Annotated in this window: 14 protein-coding genes; 6 read left to right on the forward strand and 8 right to left on the reverse strand. The window is 65.2% G+C overall.

The window, feature by feature from the left end; translation table 11 throughout:
- Positions 1-28 precede the first annotated feature (28 nt).
- Positions 29-547: an O-acetyl-ADP-ribose deacetylase gene (locus AC1DJW_RS20780; RefSeq protein WP_284753123.1), complete on the reverse strand. Its 519-nt coding sequence runs from the start codon at positions 545-547 to the stop codon at positions 29-31.
- A 57-nt stretch (positions 548-604) separates the two neighbouring features.
- Between AC1DJW_RS20780 and AC1DJW_RS20785 the strand changes: the two genes are divergently transcribed.
- A complete protein-coding gene (locus AC1DJW_RS20785; protein WP_390281330.1) occupies positions 605-1,228 on the forward strand; it encodes a DedA family protein in 624 nt (207 codons plus the stop codon).
- A 19-nt stretch (positions 1,229-1,247) separates the two neighbouring features.
- Here the strand turns inward: AC1DJW_RS20785 and AC1DJW_RS20790 are convergent, their stop codons facing one another.
- Positions 1,248-1,553 carry a hypothetical protein gene (locus AC1DJW_RS20790; RefSeq protein WP_390281332.1) on the reverse strand — a complete coding sequence of 102 codons (306 nt, stop codon included), beginning with the start codon at positions 1,551-1,553 and terminating at the stop codon, positions 1,248-1,250.
- Positions 1,554-1,785: 232 nt separating this feature from the next.
- A complete protein-coding gene (gene ppc / locus AC1DJW_RS20795; protein WP_390281809.1) occupies positions 1,786-4,584 on the reverse strand; it encodes a phosphoenolpyruvate carboxylase in 2,799 nt (932 codons plus the stop codon).
- 299 nt (positions 4,585-4,883) lie between these two features.
- On the opposite strand from ppc, the gene AC1DJW_RS20800 reads away from it, so the two are divergent.
- Both AC1DJW_RS20800 and AC1DJW_RS20805 read left to right on the forward strand, forming a co-directional pair.
- Positions 4,884-5,720, forward strand: a complete 837-nt coding sequence (locus AC1DJW_RS20800; protein ID WP_476902378.1) for a DUF1684 domain-containing protein — start codon at positions 4,884-4,886, stop codon at positions 5,718-5,720.
- Between the two features lie 122 nt (positions 5,721-5,842).
- Positions 5,843-7,906, forward strand: coding sequence for a DUF6807 family protein (locus tag AC1DJW_RS20805; RefSeq protein ID WP_476902379.1), 2,064 nt, complete (start codon positions 5,843-5,845; stop codon positions 7,904-7,906).
- Positions 7,907-7,964: 58 nt separating this feature from the next.
- Here AC1DJW_RS20805 and AC1DJW_RS20810 read toward each other — a convergent pair whose 3' ends face one another.
- From AC1DJW_RS20810 to AC1DJW_RS20820, 3 genes are read right to left on the reverse strand one after another with little or no spacing between them, the layout of a single operon-like run.
- Positions 7,965-8,804, reverse strand: coding sequence for a sugar phosphate isomerase/epimerase family protein (locus tag AC1DJW_RS20810; protein WP_284753262.1), 840 nt, complete (start codon positions 8,802-8,804; stop codon positions 7,965-7,967).
- 14 nt (positions 8,805-8,818) lie between these two features.
- Complete coding sequence (locus AC1DJW_RS20815; RefSeq protein ID WP_476902380.1) at positions 8,819-10,033, reverse strand: dihydrodipicolinate synthase family protein; 1,215 nt, start codon at positions 10,031-10,033, stop codon at positions 8,819-8,821.
- Positions 10,033-11,202, reverse strand: coding sequence for a Gfo/Idh/MocA family protein (locus AC1DJW_RS20820; RefSeq protein ID WP_390281801.1), 1,170 nt, complete (start codon positions 11,200-11,202; stop codon positions 10,033-10,035). Before AC1DJW_RS20820 ends, AC1DJW_RS20815 begins: the two co-directional genes overlap by 1 nt.
- Before the next feature lie 169 nt (positions 11,203-11,371).
- On the opposite strand from AC1DJW_RS20820, the gene AC1DJW_RS20825 reads away from it, so the two are divergent.
- The 3 genes from AC1DJW_RS20825 (at position 11,372) to AC1DJW_RS20835 (ending at position 14,518) form a co-directional block, all read left to right on the forward strand.
- Positions 11,372-12,424, forward strand: a complete 1,053-nt coding sequence (locus tag AC1DJW_RS20825; RefSeq protein WP_459341667.1) for a LacI family DNA-binding transcriptional regulator — start codon at positions 11,372-11,374, stop codon at positions 12,422-12,424.
- 300 nt (positions 12,425-12,724) lie between these two features.
- Positions 12,725-14,119 (forward strand): MFS transporter, encoded by a 1,395-nt coding sequence (locus tag AC1DJW_RS20830; protein WP_390281797.1) that lies wholly within the window; start codon positions 12,725-12,727, stop codon positions 14,117-14,119.
- Between the two features lie 66 nt (positions 14,120-14,185).
- Positions 14,186-14,518, forward strand: a complete 333-nt coding sequence (locus AC1DJW_RS20835) for an L-rhamnose mutarotase (protein ID WP_284753107.1) — start codon at positions 14,186-14,188, stop codon at positions 14,516-14,518.
- A gap of 146 nt (positions 14,519-14,664) precedes the next feature.
- Here the strand turns inward: AC1DJW_RS20835 and AC1DJW_RS20840 are convergent, their stop codons facing one another.
- Both AC1DJW_RS20840 and AC1DJW_RS20845 read right to left on the reverse strand, forming a co-directional pair.
- Entirely contained in the window at positions 14,665-15,927 is a 1,263-nt protein-coding gene (locus tag AC1DJW_RS20840; RefSeq protein WP_390281795.1) for an acyl-CoA dehydrogenase family protein, read from the reverse strand.
- On the reverse strand, positions 15,924-16,715 hold the full coding sequence (locus AC1DJW_RS20845; protein ID WP_476902381.1) for an SDR family NAD(P)-dependent oxidoreductase: 792 nt from the start codon (positions 16,713-16,715) through the stop codon (positions 15,924-15,926). Before AC1DJW_RS20845 ends, AC1DJW_RS20840 begins: the two co-directional genes overlap by 4 nt.
- Between the last annotated feature and the right edge of the window lie 38 nt (positions 16,716-16,753).

Raw genomic sequence — 16,753 nt, forward strand, 5'->3', positions numbered from 1 at the left:
CCGCGGGCGAAAGTGCGCGCCACTGTTCCTAAGCCCCGAACACGCTCCGGAACACGTCCGTCGTCTCCGCACTGAACAGAACAAATTCGACGAGTTCCAGACCACTGGAGTGTTCGGCGTCGAACCCGCTGACGACGTCGAGCGCTACTGTGGCGACCTCGCGCGCGTCCCAGCCGTAGACCCCCGCACTGATTGCGGGGAACGCAACAGAACGCGCCCCGAGGGAAGCGGCCACCTTCAAGCTCTGGCGGAAACACGAAGCCAGCAGTTCCGGATCGTTCTGGCCTGCGTGCCGGTTGGGGCCAACGGTGTGGATCACCCATCGGGCAGGCAATTTGAAGCCGGGGGTGGCCACGGCTTGGCCCACCGGCAGTCCGTGCGGGTATCGCTCTCGCACCTCCATGCACGCGTTCAGGAGCTCCCGGCCGGCCGCGCGGTGGATCGCGCCGTCCACTCCGCCGCCGCCCATCAAAGACGAGTTGGCAGCGTTGACGATCGCGTCGACGTCGCGCGTGGTGATGTCACCCTGCAGGATTTCGAGCCGCATGGCGCCAGTCTTGCACGACACTCCGTCGGATGCACCAAAGTGGGGTAATTTGTGCCCATGGACATCACCACCGCCGATGGTTGGGGAGCCGCGATCTACGCCTGGATCATCCCCATGGTGGTCGGCGACGCGATCTTCCCGCCCATCCCGTCCGAGATGCTGGTGATCACGGGTGGCGCGCTGGCCGCTGAGGGTCGGGTCAACCTGTTGCTGGTGGGTCTGTTGGCCGCCGGCGGGTCGTGGTTGGGCGACATGATAGTTTTCCAGCTCTTCAAGCGCCGCTTGGGCCACGTCCTTGACCGCTGGGCCTGGGGCCGCAAAGTCCATCAGGGCATCCACCGGGCCATCGCCAGGGCCGGGCGCTCCTCCACCTACGGCGCGATTATCGGTGCCCGGTTCATCCCTGGTGGGCGGCTTGCTGCGTCGGCCGCTTCCGGGATCGCCGAGGTTTCCTCCCGCGGCTTCAGTCTCTGCGCCGGCTTGGGCGGCCTGTTGTGGGCCACGTGGCAAGCCGGGTTGGGTTACTTTGCGGGCTCGACGACGAAGCTTCCGTTCTGGGCGAGCTCACTGATCGGCGTCGGCGTGGGGTTGGTGATCGGCGTCGTGGTGGGCGTGATCGTCACGCGTCGCCGGGGCGACCGTTCGCCGGTGGACGAGCCGGGCGAGCCGCCGCACCTTTAGGCGCGTCCCGGCGTCGGGCTCAAACCGGCGACCATTTCCCCCGTTTGCGGCGCAGCACGTAAAGGTTCCCTGTGAGCGCTACGCGTTCGACGGCGTCGCGCATCATGGCTGCCGACGCGCGGGCCTCGTTGTTCTCGCCCGGGTAGTCGCGCGGCTCCACCAGGAAGCGGAGGCTGATTTGGGCGACGCCACCAACAATGTCGAGCTGATTGGATTCGACATGATGACGCGTTTCCAGGGCCTCAAGGGCTGCGGCCATAACCGACTCCGGCGGATTGCCCGGCTTGAGCCCGGTGATCTTCAACTTGGTCTGGAACGACGGCATCCCTCCACCCTAAACGCTCGCTCACCTGTGGCGCTCCCCCCGGAAACGCCGGCTCACATGATGTGAGCGAGCGTCGGGAAAAAGACCCATATAGGTGAGCGAGGGTCGGAGGGGCCCAACGCTCGCTCACAAACAAGCCCTCCCGGCCGCACGCTCGCTCACATGATGTGAGCGAGCGTGCGCCAAAAGACCCACATAAGTGAGCGAGGGTCGGAGGGAAGGGAAGTGCGAGCTATCCAGTGTTGCGGAGGCCTGCGGCCACGCCATTGACCGTGATCAGCATGGCCCTCTGAAGGCGTTCGTCGATCTCGGCACCGGAAATGGAAGCTTCACGGACGCGGCGCAACAACTCCACCTGCAGGTAGCTGATGGGGTCGAGGTACTGGTCGCGGATTTCGAGGGAACGCTTGAGCGTCGGCTGGGCTTCCAGGAGCTCGGTTTCCCCGCTCAGGAGTTCCACTTCGGCAACCGTGAGGTCGTACTCAGCCCGGATTGCCTTGAACAAGTGATGCAACTCTTCAGGAACCAAGGAGGACACATAATGCCCTGCGATGTCCATGTCCGTCTTGGCCAAGGTCATCTCCACGTTGGAAATCACGGACTGGAAGAAGTGCCAGCGCTTCATCATCTCTGCAAGCTCGGCGGTGTTGCCTGCCTCGCGAGCTGCCTTCAGCCCTGAGCCCACGCCGAACCACCCCGGAACGATCTGCCGCGACTGCGTCCAACCAAAGACCCACGGAATGGCTCGCAACCCACCCAGTCCGGCACCGGAGTCCGGGCGTTTGGAGGGCCGCGAGCCGATGTTCAGGGATCCGAGTTGCTCCACAGGCGTCGAGGCAAGGAAGTACGCCGGCAGGTCCGGATCGTCGATCAGTGAACGGTACTGGGCAAACGCGGCGTCGGAAATGATCTCCATGACGTGTCCGTAGCGCTCACGCTCGTCGTCGGAGGTGCGCGGGGTGCGGTGCAGCGCGGACCCCTGCATCACGGCGGCCAGGGACAGCTCAAGGTTTTCGCGGGCGAGTTCCGGCAGGGAGTACTTGTCCGAGATGACTTCGCCCTGTTCGGTGAACTTGATCGCGCCTTCAAGCACGCCGTTCGGCTGGGCCATGATGGCGTCGTAGGTGGGCCCGCCACCACGGCCCACGGAACCGCCGCGGCCATGGAACAGCCGGACGTTCACGCCGTGCTTGGCGGCGACGTCGCGCAGCTTGCGCTGGGTCTTGTGGATCTCCCATTGGCTGGTCATGACGCCGGATTCCTTGTTGGAGTCCGAGTAGCCCAGCATGATCTCCTGGACATCGCCACGCAGCCGTACGAGCTCGCGGTAGGAGGGATCGGAGAGCAGCAAGTCAACGATTTCGGCCGAGGCCCGCAGCTCTTCGACGGTCTCCAGGAGCGGGGCGAAACCGATCTTGGCATACGGAGCCGCGCCGAACAGCTCGATCAGCCCTGCTTCGCGGGCCAGCACCGCGGCAGCCAGGACATCGTCCGCGCCGCGCGTCATGGAGATGATGTAGGTCTCGACGACGTCGGGCCCGTATGTCTGGAGGGCGTGGCGGATGCTGCGGAAGACGTCGTAGGTGCGGTCGCCGTCGCCGTCGAGCTTGATGGGGTGGCCGGACAGCGGGCGGCGCGAAGCCAGCTCCGCGCTCAGCCGCTCGAAGCGTTCGGCGCGGCTCAACTCGCCGTAGGGGGTCCCGACGCCGATCCGGTCCACCAACTGCCCGACGGCGTCGTGGTGGTAGTCGGCATGCTCGCGAATGTCGAGGGTCGCCAAGTGCAGCCCGAAGGAAGCGATCGCGCGGCGGACCCGGGCCAGGGCGCCGTCGGCCACGAGCACAGCCGAGTGCTTCCGCAGCGAGGCTTCCAGCAGTTCCAGTTCAGCCAACAACTCCGAGGTGGAGGCGTAGTCGCGGCCGGGTTCGTGGTATGTGGACGCAGCCACGCGGCGGCCCGTGTTGATGAGCTTGGCCTTGATACACGTCAGTTTGAGGCGATACGGCTCCTGAGCGTTCAGCTCAAGGATGCGCTTGTCCAGGCCGGGTAGGTTCTTGAGGTCGACGGCGATCGAGTCCAGGAGGTCCTCTTCCGCGTCCACCAGGGCCGTGGAGTTGGAGAGGACCGAAATCAGTTCGTCGATCATCGAGATGCTGATCCGCACGGCATGCTGGTTCTGAAGCTGCAGGATTTCGCGGGTGACGGAGGCGGTGACGTTCGGGTTGCCGTCGCGGTCTCCGCCGATCCAGGAACCGAAGCGGATGGGGGCGTTCTGCGCGGGCAGGACAACACCGTGCTCCCCCAGCAGTTCGGTAAGGTCCGTGAGCATTTCCGGCATGGCGTCGGTCAGGATGCTGCTCAGGTAGTAGATGGCATTACGGGCCTCGTCCACCGGAGTGGGGCGGACTTGGCGCAATTCATCCGTCTGCCACATCTGGTCGATGATCTCCGCGAGCTGGCGATCCTGGCGACGGCGGGCGGCCGTGCCCTCAACGGTGGATTCGGCCAGGACGTCCGAGAGCTTGCGGATCTTGTCCAGAACTGAACGGCGCGAAGCCTCGGTGGGGTGCGCAGTGAAAATCGGGCGAACGTCCAGCTCGTTGACGACGTCCTGCAGGGCCTGGGTTCCGGCCTCATCGGCGATCTCTGCCACTGCTTTGGCCAACCAGCCGTCCTTTTCCTGGCGGGTGCGCAGTCCGCGGACGCGGTGCACTTGCTCGGCGGCGTTGGCGAGGTGGAAATAGAAGGCGAAGGCGCGGACTAGCTCGGTGGCTTCCTCAAGGGGCAATGAGGCGAGCAACTCACGGACCTGGGCGACGACGTCGTGCGCGCTCCACGGGCCTGTGGCGTCGGCGCCGCCGCGGGCGGCTTCCTTGGATTCCTTGGTGAGCAGGCGCACCTGCTCGACGAGCTGAAGCAGTTCGGGGCCATGCTGGCGGACCAACGACTCTCCGAGAAGCGTGGAGACGCGGCGGACATCGGCCCGCAGTTCCGCGGCAAGGTCGGTGCTGAGATGTGCAGTGTCAACCATGAAAAATACCTTCTGGCGTTGGGTGTGGCCCGTACACTGCGCTGGATACTGTGAGCCGGATTACTAATATTTCCAAAGGAATCCTACCCGCAGCCCTTACACGGGTGGCAATCCGTCTCAAATGTTGTCGCAGGTTCCGCCTGCGCGCCCTGGCCGCCTCGGGCCGCCCAACTGACTAGCAGTTGTTGTCGTTATGAGCCGTCAAGACGACATCTACTGCTAGTTAGTTGGGTTCCGGGAATGGTGGCGACGGGTGCATGGTTAAGCCAACGAACACCGCCCAAGCCGCTGGAGGAACCATGAGCGCAACAGCCCCCGCAAGCAACGCCCAGCTGGAACGTTGGCAGCGTTTCCGCACCGGCCGCAACACAGCGCTCGCGGCGGACCACGGCTGGCTGAGCCTCACCTCCTTCCAGTGGCTCGAATCCGAACCTGCCGCCGTCGAGCTCGTCCCCGGGCTTTGGTCTACGGACGGCACGACGGCGACACTCACCGCGAGCGCGGCGGACGGACTCACGCTCGTGGAGACGGGAGCTCCCGTGGACGGCACGATTTCGGCCACCCTCCAGGACGAGGAATCGCTCATGTGGGTGCAGTTCGGCGGCGCGGATGGCACGGAGGTTGTGGTGGAACTGGCCATGCGCGCGGACAAGTACGCCATCCGCACGAGGGACAACTCCTCGCCGGTGTTGACGGAGTTCGACGCCGTTCCCACCTTTGAATACAACCCGGACTGGGTGCTTGAAGGCCGCTTCGAGGCGTACCCCGAGCCCGTGGATGTGCCGATCGGGACAGCCAATCCTTTGGTGGATGGGGTGCACCGATCGGTAGGCGAGGTGGTTTTCCGGGCGCCCGGACTTCCCCACGAGATCCGCCTGCACGCCGAGGCCGAGAAGCTCGGAGCCCTCACCGTGACCTTCCACGACGAGACGAACGGCAACACCACGGACGAATGGCGCAAGCTGGCCGTCTCGCGCCCCCGGCCCGACGGTTCCGTGGTCCTCGACTTCAACCGCGCCATCAACTACCCGAGCGCTTTCACCCCATATGGCACATGCCCCATGCCCGTGGCGGGAAATTCGATCGACGTCGCGGTCGAGGCCGGGGAGAAACTGCCGGCCGGCCGGATCGTCTAAACGCAGGGCGTTACATCTCCCCCCGGCCCAAGGTACACTCTTCTTGGAAAGCGCTTACCAAGCGCCTTTGAACCGACACCGACGTCAGCTACCCCGCCTTCCGGGGACAGATGAGGAGAGCCATGGGCACCCTGTCCACGCCCGTCCCGGCAGAATACAAACAGCCCGGCCATGAGCCCAGTAGGGTGGCCCTTATTGGCGTCCACGGCTTCGGCGCGCACCACCTGCAGAACCTCGAAAGGCTTCAGGCCAACGGCGTCGTCCGCCTTGTTGCCGTCGCGGATCCGAATCCGCCTGCCCCCGGCGCCCTCCCGCCCGGAACCGAGGTATTCAGCACCTTGGACGAACTCCTGGCGGGAACCTCCGCGCTGGACCTGGTCATTGTGGCCACCCCTATCCAGACGCACGCGCAACTCGCCCTCACGACGCTCCCCCACGCCGATTTGTACCTTGAGAAGCCTCCAGTGGCTTCCCTCGCCGACTTCAATCAGCTGCAGGAAGCCGCCACCGCGGCCGGCAGAAGCGTCCAGGTCGGCTTCCAAAGCCTCGGATCCCGGGCCCTCCCGGCCATTGAGGAACTGCTTGCGGCGGGAGAGATCGGCACGCTCCTGGGCATCTCGGCCACCGGGCGTTGGGTGCGTGACCGTGCCTATTACAAACGCTCGCGCTGGGCGGGCAGACGCAGCCTGGACGGCATCGACGTCGTGGACGGAGTGGCAACCAACCCCTTGGCACACGCCATCGCCACCGCCCTGAGGATCGCCGGGGCGCGGACGGTGGACGATCTTGCCTCCGTGGAAACCGACTTGTACAGAGCCAACGACATCGAATCCGACGACACCTCGGTGATCCGGATCCGCACCGCCGCGGGCCTGCCCATCACGTGTGCGCTCACTCTCTGCGCCGCCGAGTCCGTGGAACCGTACATCACCCTGCAGGGCAGCGAAGGCACGGCGGTGTTCCACTACACCGAAGACCGCCTCACGGTCAGCTCTGCCGCCGGGGAGCGCGAAACGGTATACGGCCGGGTAGACCTCACTGAAGACCTGCTGGAACATGGTCACCAGCAGCGCTCGACGCCGGGCCCCGCGGCGCCGCTGATCAGTCCCCTCGCGGACAGCGGCGCCTTCATGCAGGTCCTCGAGGCGATCCGCACCGCAGAGTCTCCGGCGCTGATCCCTGGGCGATACGTCACTTGGGAGGGCGACGGTGACGCCGCCCGTGCCGTGATCGACGGAATCGAAGACGCCCTGGAACGCGCGACGGCGGCGCACGCCACCTTCAGCGAACTCGGCTTGCCTTGGGCGCGGCCGGCCGTCGACGCAGGAAACACGGTTTTGAGCATGCCCGATGAAACCGGGCCGGGTGGCGCCGTCGTCTTGGCAACCCTGCAGAGCGGCACCGGTCTGGCCGCGAGGCTCTCCCCGCGGCCCTATCTGCACCCGGTCCGCACACTCGCCGGAGTCACCGTCACCGATCACCTCCCGGCGGACCATCCCTGGCACCTTGGCGCGGGATTCGCCTTGCAAGATGTGAACGGGACCAATTTCTGGGGCGGCAAAACGTACGTCCGAGCTGCCGGCCGTTACGAAGAACGCCAAGACCATGGGCGCATCGTTGAAGTCTCCGCAACTCACGCGCCCAGCTTGCTGGAGCAGGAATTGAGCTGGCAGGCACCGGACGGCGCCGAACTTCTCCGCGAACGCCGCACCACCCGCTCCCGGCAGCTCGACCACCGCACATGGCAACTGGAGCTAAGAACCGAACTGACCGCCGTCGTCGACTCCTCACTGGGCGGCCCCGGCTCAAACGGCGCCCTCGGAAGCGGCTACGGCGGTTTCTTCTGGCGCTTGCCTGCGTGCGCCGGGGCAGAAGTCTTCACAGCGGAAAGTCGTGGGGAGCCCGAAGTCCACGGCTCGGCGTCACCGTGGCTGGCCTGGGCAGCGGACTTTCCTGATGGCCCTGCCACCCTGGTGTTCGCAGCTCCGGCTGCGGCGCAGGATCCCTGGTTCGTCCGGATGGCGGATTACCCCGCAGTGGGTTCGGCCCTCGCCTGGGACCGGTCAGTGGAGCTTGCAGCAGGCGACTCCCTGGTCCGCACCTTCACGGTGTGGATCGTCGACGGCAGGCTGTCTCCGGGCGAGGTTGCAAAACTGGTGGCCGGGCGGGTCTCCGCCACGGGATAGGCACACTGAAAGGGCGGGGCACGCAATGTGCCCCGCCCTTCAGACCGCCGCCGTGCCGTTAGGCGTACGGCAGCACGAGTTCCGCGTAGCGCTGCTTCATGGTTTCCAGGACCGAATCGCCGTCGGCGTCCCAGATGTCCCGGTTGAAGATCTCCACTTCGATGTCGCCCGTGTAGCCGGCGTCGCGCACCCAGGCGCCGATCGTCGCGAAGTCGATCACGCCGTCGCCCATCATGCCGCGCGAGAGCAGCGCGTCGGCGGCGATGGGGACGTTGAAATCGCACACCTGGTAGGAAGCGATCCGGTTTTCCCGGCCGGCCCGCTGGATCTGCTTCTTCAGCTCCGGATCCCACCACACATGGAAGGTGTCGACGGCGACGCCGACCGCCCTCGTGTCGTAGGGTGCGGCGAGGTCGAGCGCCTGGCCGAGGGTCGAGATGAGAGCCCGGTCCGCTGCGTACATCGGGTGCAGGGGTTCGAGCACGAGCCGGACCCCGTGTTCGACGGCGAAGGGCACCAGGTCCTCAAGGCGGTCGGCCACGCGCTGGCGGGCCGCGACGACGTCCTTCTCTCCCGGGGCGAGTCCGCCGACCACCAGGAACAGCTCCTGCGTATCCAGCGCGACGGCTTCGAGGACGGCTGCACGGTTATCCGCCAAAGCGGCTGCCTGCCCTTCGGCGTCGGCCGCTGTGAGGAAGCCGCCGCGGCAGAGGGACGAGACACGAAGTCCGGCGTCCTTGATCAGCTTGGCCGCTTTGTCCAGACCAGTGTCGGCGACGATGTCCCGCCACGGCCCGATCGCCGGGATCCCGGCACGGACGCAACCGTCCACAGCCTCGGTGAGCGTCCATTTCTTGGTGGTGGCGCTGTTCAGTGACAATCTGGAAAAGTCGGACAATCGCAAAAAGTCGCTCATGCGCCCACTCCATTGATGCGGAGGTAGTCGGACATGCGGAAGGCGGCCAGCGCCGGATCGCTCAGGAGCCCGGCTTGGTCGGCGAGTTCGAAGGTGCGTGCAAGGTGGACCACGGAGCGGCCGGAATGCAGCCCCCCGACCATCTGGAAGCCGGGCTGCTTGCCGTTGAGCCAGGACATGAACGCGATCCCGGTCTTGTAGTAGAACGTGGGGGCGCTGAAGATGTGCTTGCCCAGTTCGCGGGTGGAGTCCAGGATGGCACGCGCGTGCGCGGCGTCGCCGGCGTCGTACTTCTGCAGCGCGACCGAAGCGGCAGGATAGATCGCGGCGAAGATGCCCAACAACGCGTCCGAGTGGTGGGCGCCGTCGCCGTCGATAAGTTCCGGGTAGTTGAAATCGTCGCCGGTGTACAGGCGGACACCCTCCGGAAGGGCTGCGCGCAGGGCAACTTCATGCGAAGCGTCGAGCAGCGAGACCTTCACTCCGTCCACTTTGTCCGCGTGGTCCCGGATCAGGCCAAGGAAGGTTTCCGTTGCTTCGGCGACGTCGTCCGATCCCCAATAGCCGGCCAGGGCGGGGTCGAACATGGTCCCGAGCCAGTGCAGGATGACGGGCTGGTCCACCTCGCTGAGAAGCGTGGAGTAGACCCGCAGATAGTCCTCAGGGCTTACTGCCACCTTGGCCAGCGCCCGGGACGCCATGATGATGACCTTCGGTCCGGCTTCGCCAACGACGGCGATCTGCTCGCGGTACGCGTCCAGCACGGCCTTGATTCCGGCGGGCCCCTCGGGGACGGAGTCCAGGTCCAGCTGGTCGGTTCCGGCACCGCAGGAGACGAGGTCCCTGACGGTCTTCCCGGCGGTAGCCACGTTGCCGGACGCCACCACGGAAGCCGCTTCGACGCCGGTTCGCTTGATGAGCTGCTGGGTGGCGGCCCAGTCCAGGCCCATGCCGCGCTGTGCCGTGTCCATGGCGTCGGCAACACCCAGGCCGTAGGACCACAGCTCGTGCCGGTACGCCATCGTGGCGTCCCAGTCCAAGCGCGCGGGGGCACCAGGGGTGTTGTCGGCCGTCGCTTCGGGGATCACGTGCGCCGCGGCGTAGGCGCGCCGGGACGTCAAAGCCGCCGTCGGCCTGGCCCACGACGTGGCCGGCTGCACCTTGTAGAGGCGGGTCCCGCCGTCGTGGTTTGGAAGAAGAAGAGTGGTCATCAGAGCACGATCTCCGGGATGTCGATGGTGCGGCGCTCGTCCGAGGACTGCAGGCCGAGTTCGGCGAGCTGCACGCCGCGGGCGGCGGAAAGCAGCCCGAAGCGGTGTTCCCGGCCGGCGACGACGTCGCGCAGGAATTCTTCCCACTGCAACTTGAAGCCGTTGTCCAGATCGGCGTTCGCGGGAACTTCCTGCCACTGGCTGCGGAAGGACTCCGTGACGGGCAGGTCCGGGTTCCAGACGGGCTTGGGCGTGTGGGCGCGCTGCTGCGCGACGCACTTGTTCAAGCCCGCGACGGCGGAGCCATGCGTGCCGTCGATCTGGAACTCCACGAGTTCGTCGCGGTAGACGCGGACCGCCCAGGAGGAGTTGATCTGCCCGACCACGTCGTCCCCGCCCGGGGTCTCGAGCTCGAAGATGCCGTAGGAAGCGTCGTCGGCCGTGGCCTTGTATTCCTTGCCCTGCTCGTCCCAGCGGGTCGGGATGTGGGTGGCGGTCTTGGCGTTGACGCTCTTGACCTTGCCGATGATGCCTTCAAGGACATAGTTCCAGTGGCAGAACATGTCCGTTGTCATTCCGCCGCCGTCCTCCTTGCGGTAGTTCCAGGACGGGCGCTGCGCTGCCTGGACGTCGCCTTCGAACACCCAATAGCCGAATTCTCCGCGGATCGAGAGGATGCGGCCGAAGAAGCCTTCGTCCACGAGGCGGCGCAGCTTGACCAGGCCGGGCAGGTACAGCTTGTCGTGCACCACGCCGGCCGTGACGCCGGATTCCTTGCCGATGCGGGCCAGCTCGATGGCTTCCTCGAGTGTCTCCGCCGTCGGCTTTTCGGTGAAGATGTGCTTTCCGGCGCGCATGGCCTTCTTCAGCGTCGCCGCGCGGAGGCTCGTCATCGACGCATCGAAAACGACGTCGACGGTGGGGTCGTTGATGACGGCGTCCAGGTCGGTGGACCACTCGGAAACCTTGTGGAGTTCGGCGAGTTCGCGGATCTTGGCCTCGTTGCGGCCGACCAGGATCGGTTCGACCTGGACGCGGGTCCCGTCTGCCAAGGTGAAGCCCCCGGCGTCGCGGATGGGGAGGATGGAACGCAGCAAGTGCTGGCGGTAACCCATCCGCCCGGTGATGCCGTTCATGGCGATTCGGATCGTCTTTGTTTCGTAGCCCATGAGTCCTTCTTCAGGTGGAAAGTAATGAGGTGGGAAAGCGCATTCCCAATGCATTCATGATGACACGCCACCACGGGCCTGGCAATCGCTTTCCCAAGGCCAGTTAGGACTGCAATAATCGGATGTCGCTGGAAGTGCCCGAGACTGAGGCTTTGAAGAGGAGTTGTCCGTGACTGCAAGCACGCTGTCCGAAGTGGCCAAACTGGCCGGCGTCTCCCCCGCCACCGCCTCCCGGGTGCTCAATGGTTCCGCGAGGACGCCCGCCCCGGAAATCGCCGAGCGCGTCCGGCAGGCGGCCGACACCCTGGGCTACATCGCGAACGCCCAGGCCCAGGCGTTGGCGAAATCCAGCACGGGGCTCATTGGCCTGATCGTCCATGACATCGCGGACCCATATTTTTCCGCCATAGCGCAAGGCGTCCAGGCCGCAGCAAGGCAGGAGCGCCGCATGGTGCTGCTCGCCACCACCAACGGCACACCCGCCGAGGAGAAGGACGCCGTCGCCGCCTTCGCTGCACGGCGGGCAGAGTCGATCGTCATCGCAGGATCGCGATCAACACGCTCCGAAGACGCCCGCGCGAACACCGAGCTAGCCGCCGAACTGGACCGCTACTGCCGCAACGGCGGGCGCGTGGGCGTCGTAGGGCAAGCGATTTTGGGCGTGGCCGAAACGGACAGCTACCGCACGATCGCCGTCCCGAACGAACAACTTGCGCGGGATCTGGCGCGGGATCTGGCGCGCACCCACAAAGGGCCGTTCGTCATTGTGGCCGGTCCAGAGGGGCTGACCACTTCGGATGAGCGCGTCACGGGATTCCAACGAGGCTTGTCCGACGCCGGGCAGCCAGCCGCGGATGTTGTGCACGTCCCGTTCAACCGGAACGGCGGCTTCGACGCCGGTATTGAGCTTGCCTGGCGGATCAAGGCCTCCGGCCAGCCGGTACCGGAACAGCGCTTGTGCATTTTCGCGACCAACGATGTCATGGCCATCGGGGTGGCAGCCGCGTTGAGGGACCAGGGGCTCAGGATCCCCCACAACGCGAGCCTCGCAGGATTCGACGACATCCAATGGCTCCGGGACTTCCGGCCGGCGCTCTCCACCGTGAGCCTGCCGCTGGAGGAAATCGGACGGCTGGCAACCATTGCGACCCTTTCCGACGACGGCGGTCCGGCGGCCGTCGCGGGCAGCGTCACCCTCCGCAGGAGCACGGGTTCGACCTAGTTCCTGGGGTTCGCGGCGGCCGCTGCGATCCTACGTAGGAAACAGGTTCGCGGCGGCTCCACGGATGGCACGATCGCGCCGGGCCGAGAGTCCCCCGCCATTGTGACCTGCACAACAACTTAACCTTGACAGCGGGGCCGCGCGGGTGTCTTATGGAAAGCGCTTACCAGATGGGAAAGCGCATACCAAGCGGAAGTTCAGTCCGATCCTTGCGATGGCGCCGCCCTCCTACTGGAAACCACACCCAAAGACGGGAAGGCCCTTCCAGTGGCCCCAACGACTTGTCCAAAGGAGGACAATATGAAGATCGACGCGAGTAGGCAGCGAAGTTCAATCGAACCGCGACAGTCCAGCACCACGAGGAAAGCGGCAGCCAGCGGCTGGATCGGCAGCGCCCTCGAGTACTACGACTGGTTCATCTATGCACAGGCCGCTGCATTGGTCTTTCCCGGCGTTTTCTTCCCCGCCGGAAATCCGACCGTGGCGCTGATCGCTTCGCTTGGCACGTACGCCGTGGGCTACGTTGCCCGCCCGATTGGTGCATTCGTCCTCGGACAGTGGGGCGACAAGCATGGCCGGAAGAACGTTTTGGTCCTGGCCATGCTGATGATGGGCGCGTCGACCTTCGCCGTCGCACTGTTGCCCACTTACGGTCAGGTCGGCCTTCTGGCACCCGTCTTGCTGGTTGCCGTCCGGCTCATCCAGGGCTTTGCCGTGGCGGGCGAACTGAGCGGCGCCAGCGCCATGATCGTGGAGCATGCGCCTTTCGGCCGTCGGGGGTTCTACGCAAGCTTCGCGCTCCAGGGCACCCAGGCCGGACAGATTATCGCCGCCGCGGTCTTTCTTCCGCTCTCTGCCATGCTCTCCAGTGAATCGTTCAAATCCTGGGGCTGGCGCATTCCGTTCCTCCTCAGCGCCCTCGTGGTGTTCGCCGGGTACATAATCCGCCGCCGGGTTGAAGAAACCCCCATCTTCACCGAAGAAAAGGCGCACCAAGAGATCCCGAAGATGCCGATCGTCCGCGTGCTGCGGGAAAGCGGTCTCGACGTGCTGCGCGCAGTCTGCATGACCCTGGTCAACGTCGTCGGAGTCACCGTGGCAGTCTTCGGTGCGGCATACGCTACCCAGCCGGGATACGGCGTCGGCATGAGCACCACCGTCTACCTCTGGATCCCGGTCCTGGCCAACGTCGTCGCACTGGCCCTCATCCCGTTGTTCGGAGATCTGTCGGACCGGTTCGGCCGCCGGCCATTGATGATCTTCGGCTCGTTGAGCTCCGGCGTGCTGGCTTACGCGTACCTGTACGCAGTCAGCCAGAACAATGTACTGCTCACGATCATCCTCTCGATCCTCATGTGGGGCACGCTCTATCAGGTCTGGAATGCAACGTTCGCCAGCTATTTCCAGGAGCTCTTCCCCGCCCGCACCCGCGTCACGGGATTCGCCATCTCGCAGAACATCGGCCTCGTCATCACCGCGTTCCTTCCGAGTATCTTCACGGCGATCGCCCCACCGGGGTCCGCGAATGTACCGCTCATCATCGGGTCCATCTGCTTCGGAATCTGTATCATCGGCGCTGTGGCCGCCTGGTCGGCGCGGGAAACGTACCGCATCCCCCTCAATCAGCTGGGCACGCCGGACGCGACGCCGGTTCCCCGCGAGGAATACCGCCAGCTCCGGGCCGGCACCCGGTAAGCCGCGCGATTTGCAACGACCTTGCGCTCATCGAATGAAACGATTCATGAAAATAGGAGAATCCACATGCGCGTCTGTTTCCGTTCCTCGGTCAAACCCAGCCGGATTCCCGAGTACCGGCGCCGCCATGCGGCTGTGTGGCCGGAGATGCTCCGTGAACTCAAGGCAGCCGGCTGGAACAACTATTCGTTGTTCCTGGCCGACGACGGGCTGCTGGTGGGCTACGTGGAATGCGACGATTTCGATGCGGCGCGGGCCCGTATGGCGCTGACTGATGTGAATGCCCGCTGGCAGGCGGAAATGGCACTGCTATTCGAAGACGACGCACGGGCACCCGACCAAGGATTCGTCCAGCTCACGGAAATCTTCAATCTCGAGGACCAATTGTCCGGGGGTTGAGGCCCCAGGCTCAGACCGGGGCTTGTTTCCCATCGCCGCGCTTCAAGCTCCGGTACGGGAAACAAGCTCCGGTATGGCTCGCTCGGCAGCGCGCCCGGCCCGGACCGGCGCCGCGGTCCCGGTCTCAGCGAGGTCCCGCGCGCCCCTCAAACGATCGCGGAAACCCCTGTCACGGCCCGGCCCACGATGAGCGAGTTGATCTCGAACGATCCTTCGTAGGTGTAGATCGCCTCGGCATCGGCAAAGATCTTGGCCATCCGGTAATCGGTCACGATGCCGTTCCCGCCCAGGATGGACCGGCCCATGGCCACCGTTTCGCGCATCCGGGCGCTGCAGTAAGCCTTGGCCAGGGCCACCTGGGACATTTGGGCTCCGCCGTGCCGCACTCCCTTGCTGTCCGTGTAGATGTCCTCCTGCAGCTGTGCGATGCGCACCATCATGCCCATGCTGGCCACGGCATTTCCGAGCATGTCCACCAATTGCTGCTGGATGAGCTGGAACTTTGCGAGCGGGCGGCCGAACTGCTGCCGTTCGAGCGCGTACTTCCGGGCGACGTCGAACGCCGCCAACTGCTGCCCTACGGCCTGCCAAGCGACCATGAGCCTCGATCCACGCAGCAGGTGGTTGGTGTCGGCGAAGCTGTTGATTCCGGAAAAACGATCCGCCTCCGCGATCCGGACGTCCTTGAGGACAATGTCGGCGTTTTGCACGGTGCGGAGGGCGATCTTGTTCTCGATCTTGGTGCGGGTCACCCCGGGCAGCGTGCCGTCCACAATGAAGCCGCGAATAGCGCCGTCGACTTCGTCCCGCGCCCAGACCAGTACATGGTCGCAAAACGTCCCGTTGCCGATCCAACGCTTGGCGCCGTTCAGCACCCAGTAGTCGCCGCCGTCGTCGACTCCTCCGGTGACCCGGCGGGCCACCGTCTGCAGGCCACCGGCCACGTCGGAACCGTGATCCGGTTCCGTGAGCGCAAAAGCTCCGGTGGTCCGCAGATTGGAGGCGTCGTCCAGGTAGCGGTCCTGCTGGTCCTTGGAGCCGAACTCGTAAAGCGCCTCGATGAAAAGGTCGTGGTGGACCATGAAGAACGTCGCAATGGAGGTGTCCACGCGGGTCATTTCCGCGATCACGAGCCCTGCGAACAGGTTGCTGTAACCGCGGTGCGTGGGGGTGCTCAAGCGAAGGGCCGCAAGCTTGGGCAGGATGTGCGCAGGGAACTCGGCCTTGTCCCACCAGTCCTTGGCATATGGGGCAATTTCCGTGGCCAGGAATTCCCGGAGTTCGTTGAGCTTACGCTGTTCCTGGACGCTGAGGAGAGATTCGAAGTCGAAAAAGTCCGCCCCAGGCAAGTCGGGCAGAGAACCGGCCGAATGTTCGAAGGCGGCCGCCAGCTTGTGCGTCTGGCTCACTTGGGTGCCATCCGGATAGCGCCGTCGAGGCGGATGGTTTCGCCGTTGAGCATGGCGTTTTCCACAATGTGCGCCACAAGGTTGGCGTACTCGGCGGGACGGCCAAGTCGGGCGGGGTGCGGTACCTGCTGGCCCAGGGAAAGCTGGGCGTCCTCGGGCAAGCCGGCCAACATGGGGGTTTCGAAGATGCCCGGCGCGATGGCCATGACACGTACTAGCGAGCGCGCAAATTCACGGGCCAAGGGCAACGTCATCGCGGCCACAGCACCCTTGGATGCGGCATACGCAGGCTGCCCGATCTGCCCATCGAAAGCCGCCACGGAGGCCGTGTTGATGATGACGCCGCGTTCCTCGCCACCAAGCTCTGTAGACGCAGGCTCGTTCCGGGCCATTGCGGCCGCAGACAGGCGGATCACGTTGAAGGTGCCCACGAGGTTGATCTGGATGACCCTGTTGAAGTTCTCCAGCGGCAGCACGCCGTCCTTGCCGAGCACTTTGCCCGGGGTTGCTACGCCGGCGCAGTTGACCAGGATCCGGAAGGGACCCAGCGCGACGGCGGCGTCGACGGCGGCCTGCACTTGTTCTTCGTTCGTGACGTCGGCGGGGACGAACACGGCCCTTCCGTCGGCTCCCGAGGCATTGAGCTCGGCAACGAGGGACTCGCCGAGAGAGGAGTGGAGGTCAAGCAGCACTACCGACGCTCCGGCGTCGAGCAATCGCCTTGCGGTTGCGGCCCCCAAACCCGAAGCCCCGCCGGTTATCAACGCAACTGCGCCCTTGATGTCCATCCATCCTCCTCGATGCAGAACCAAAATCCGTTAATGCA

It is taken from the genome of Arthrobacter sp. 05L417 (assembly GCF_056397865.1).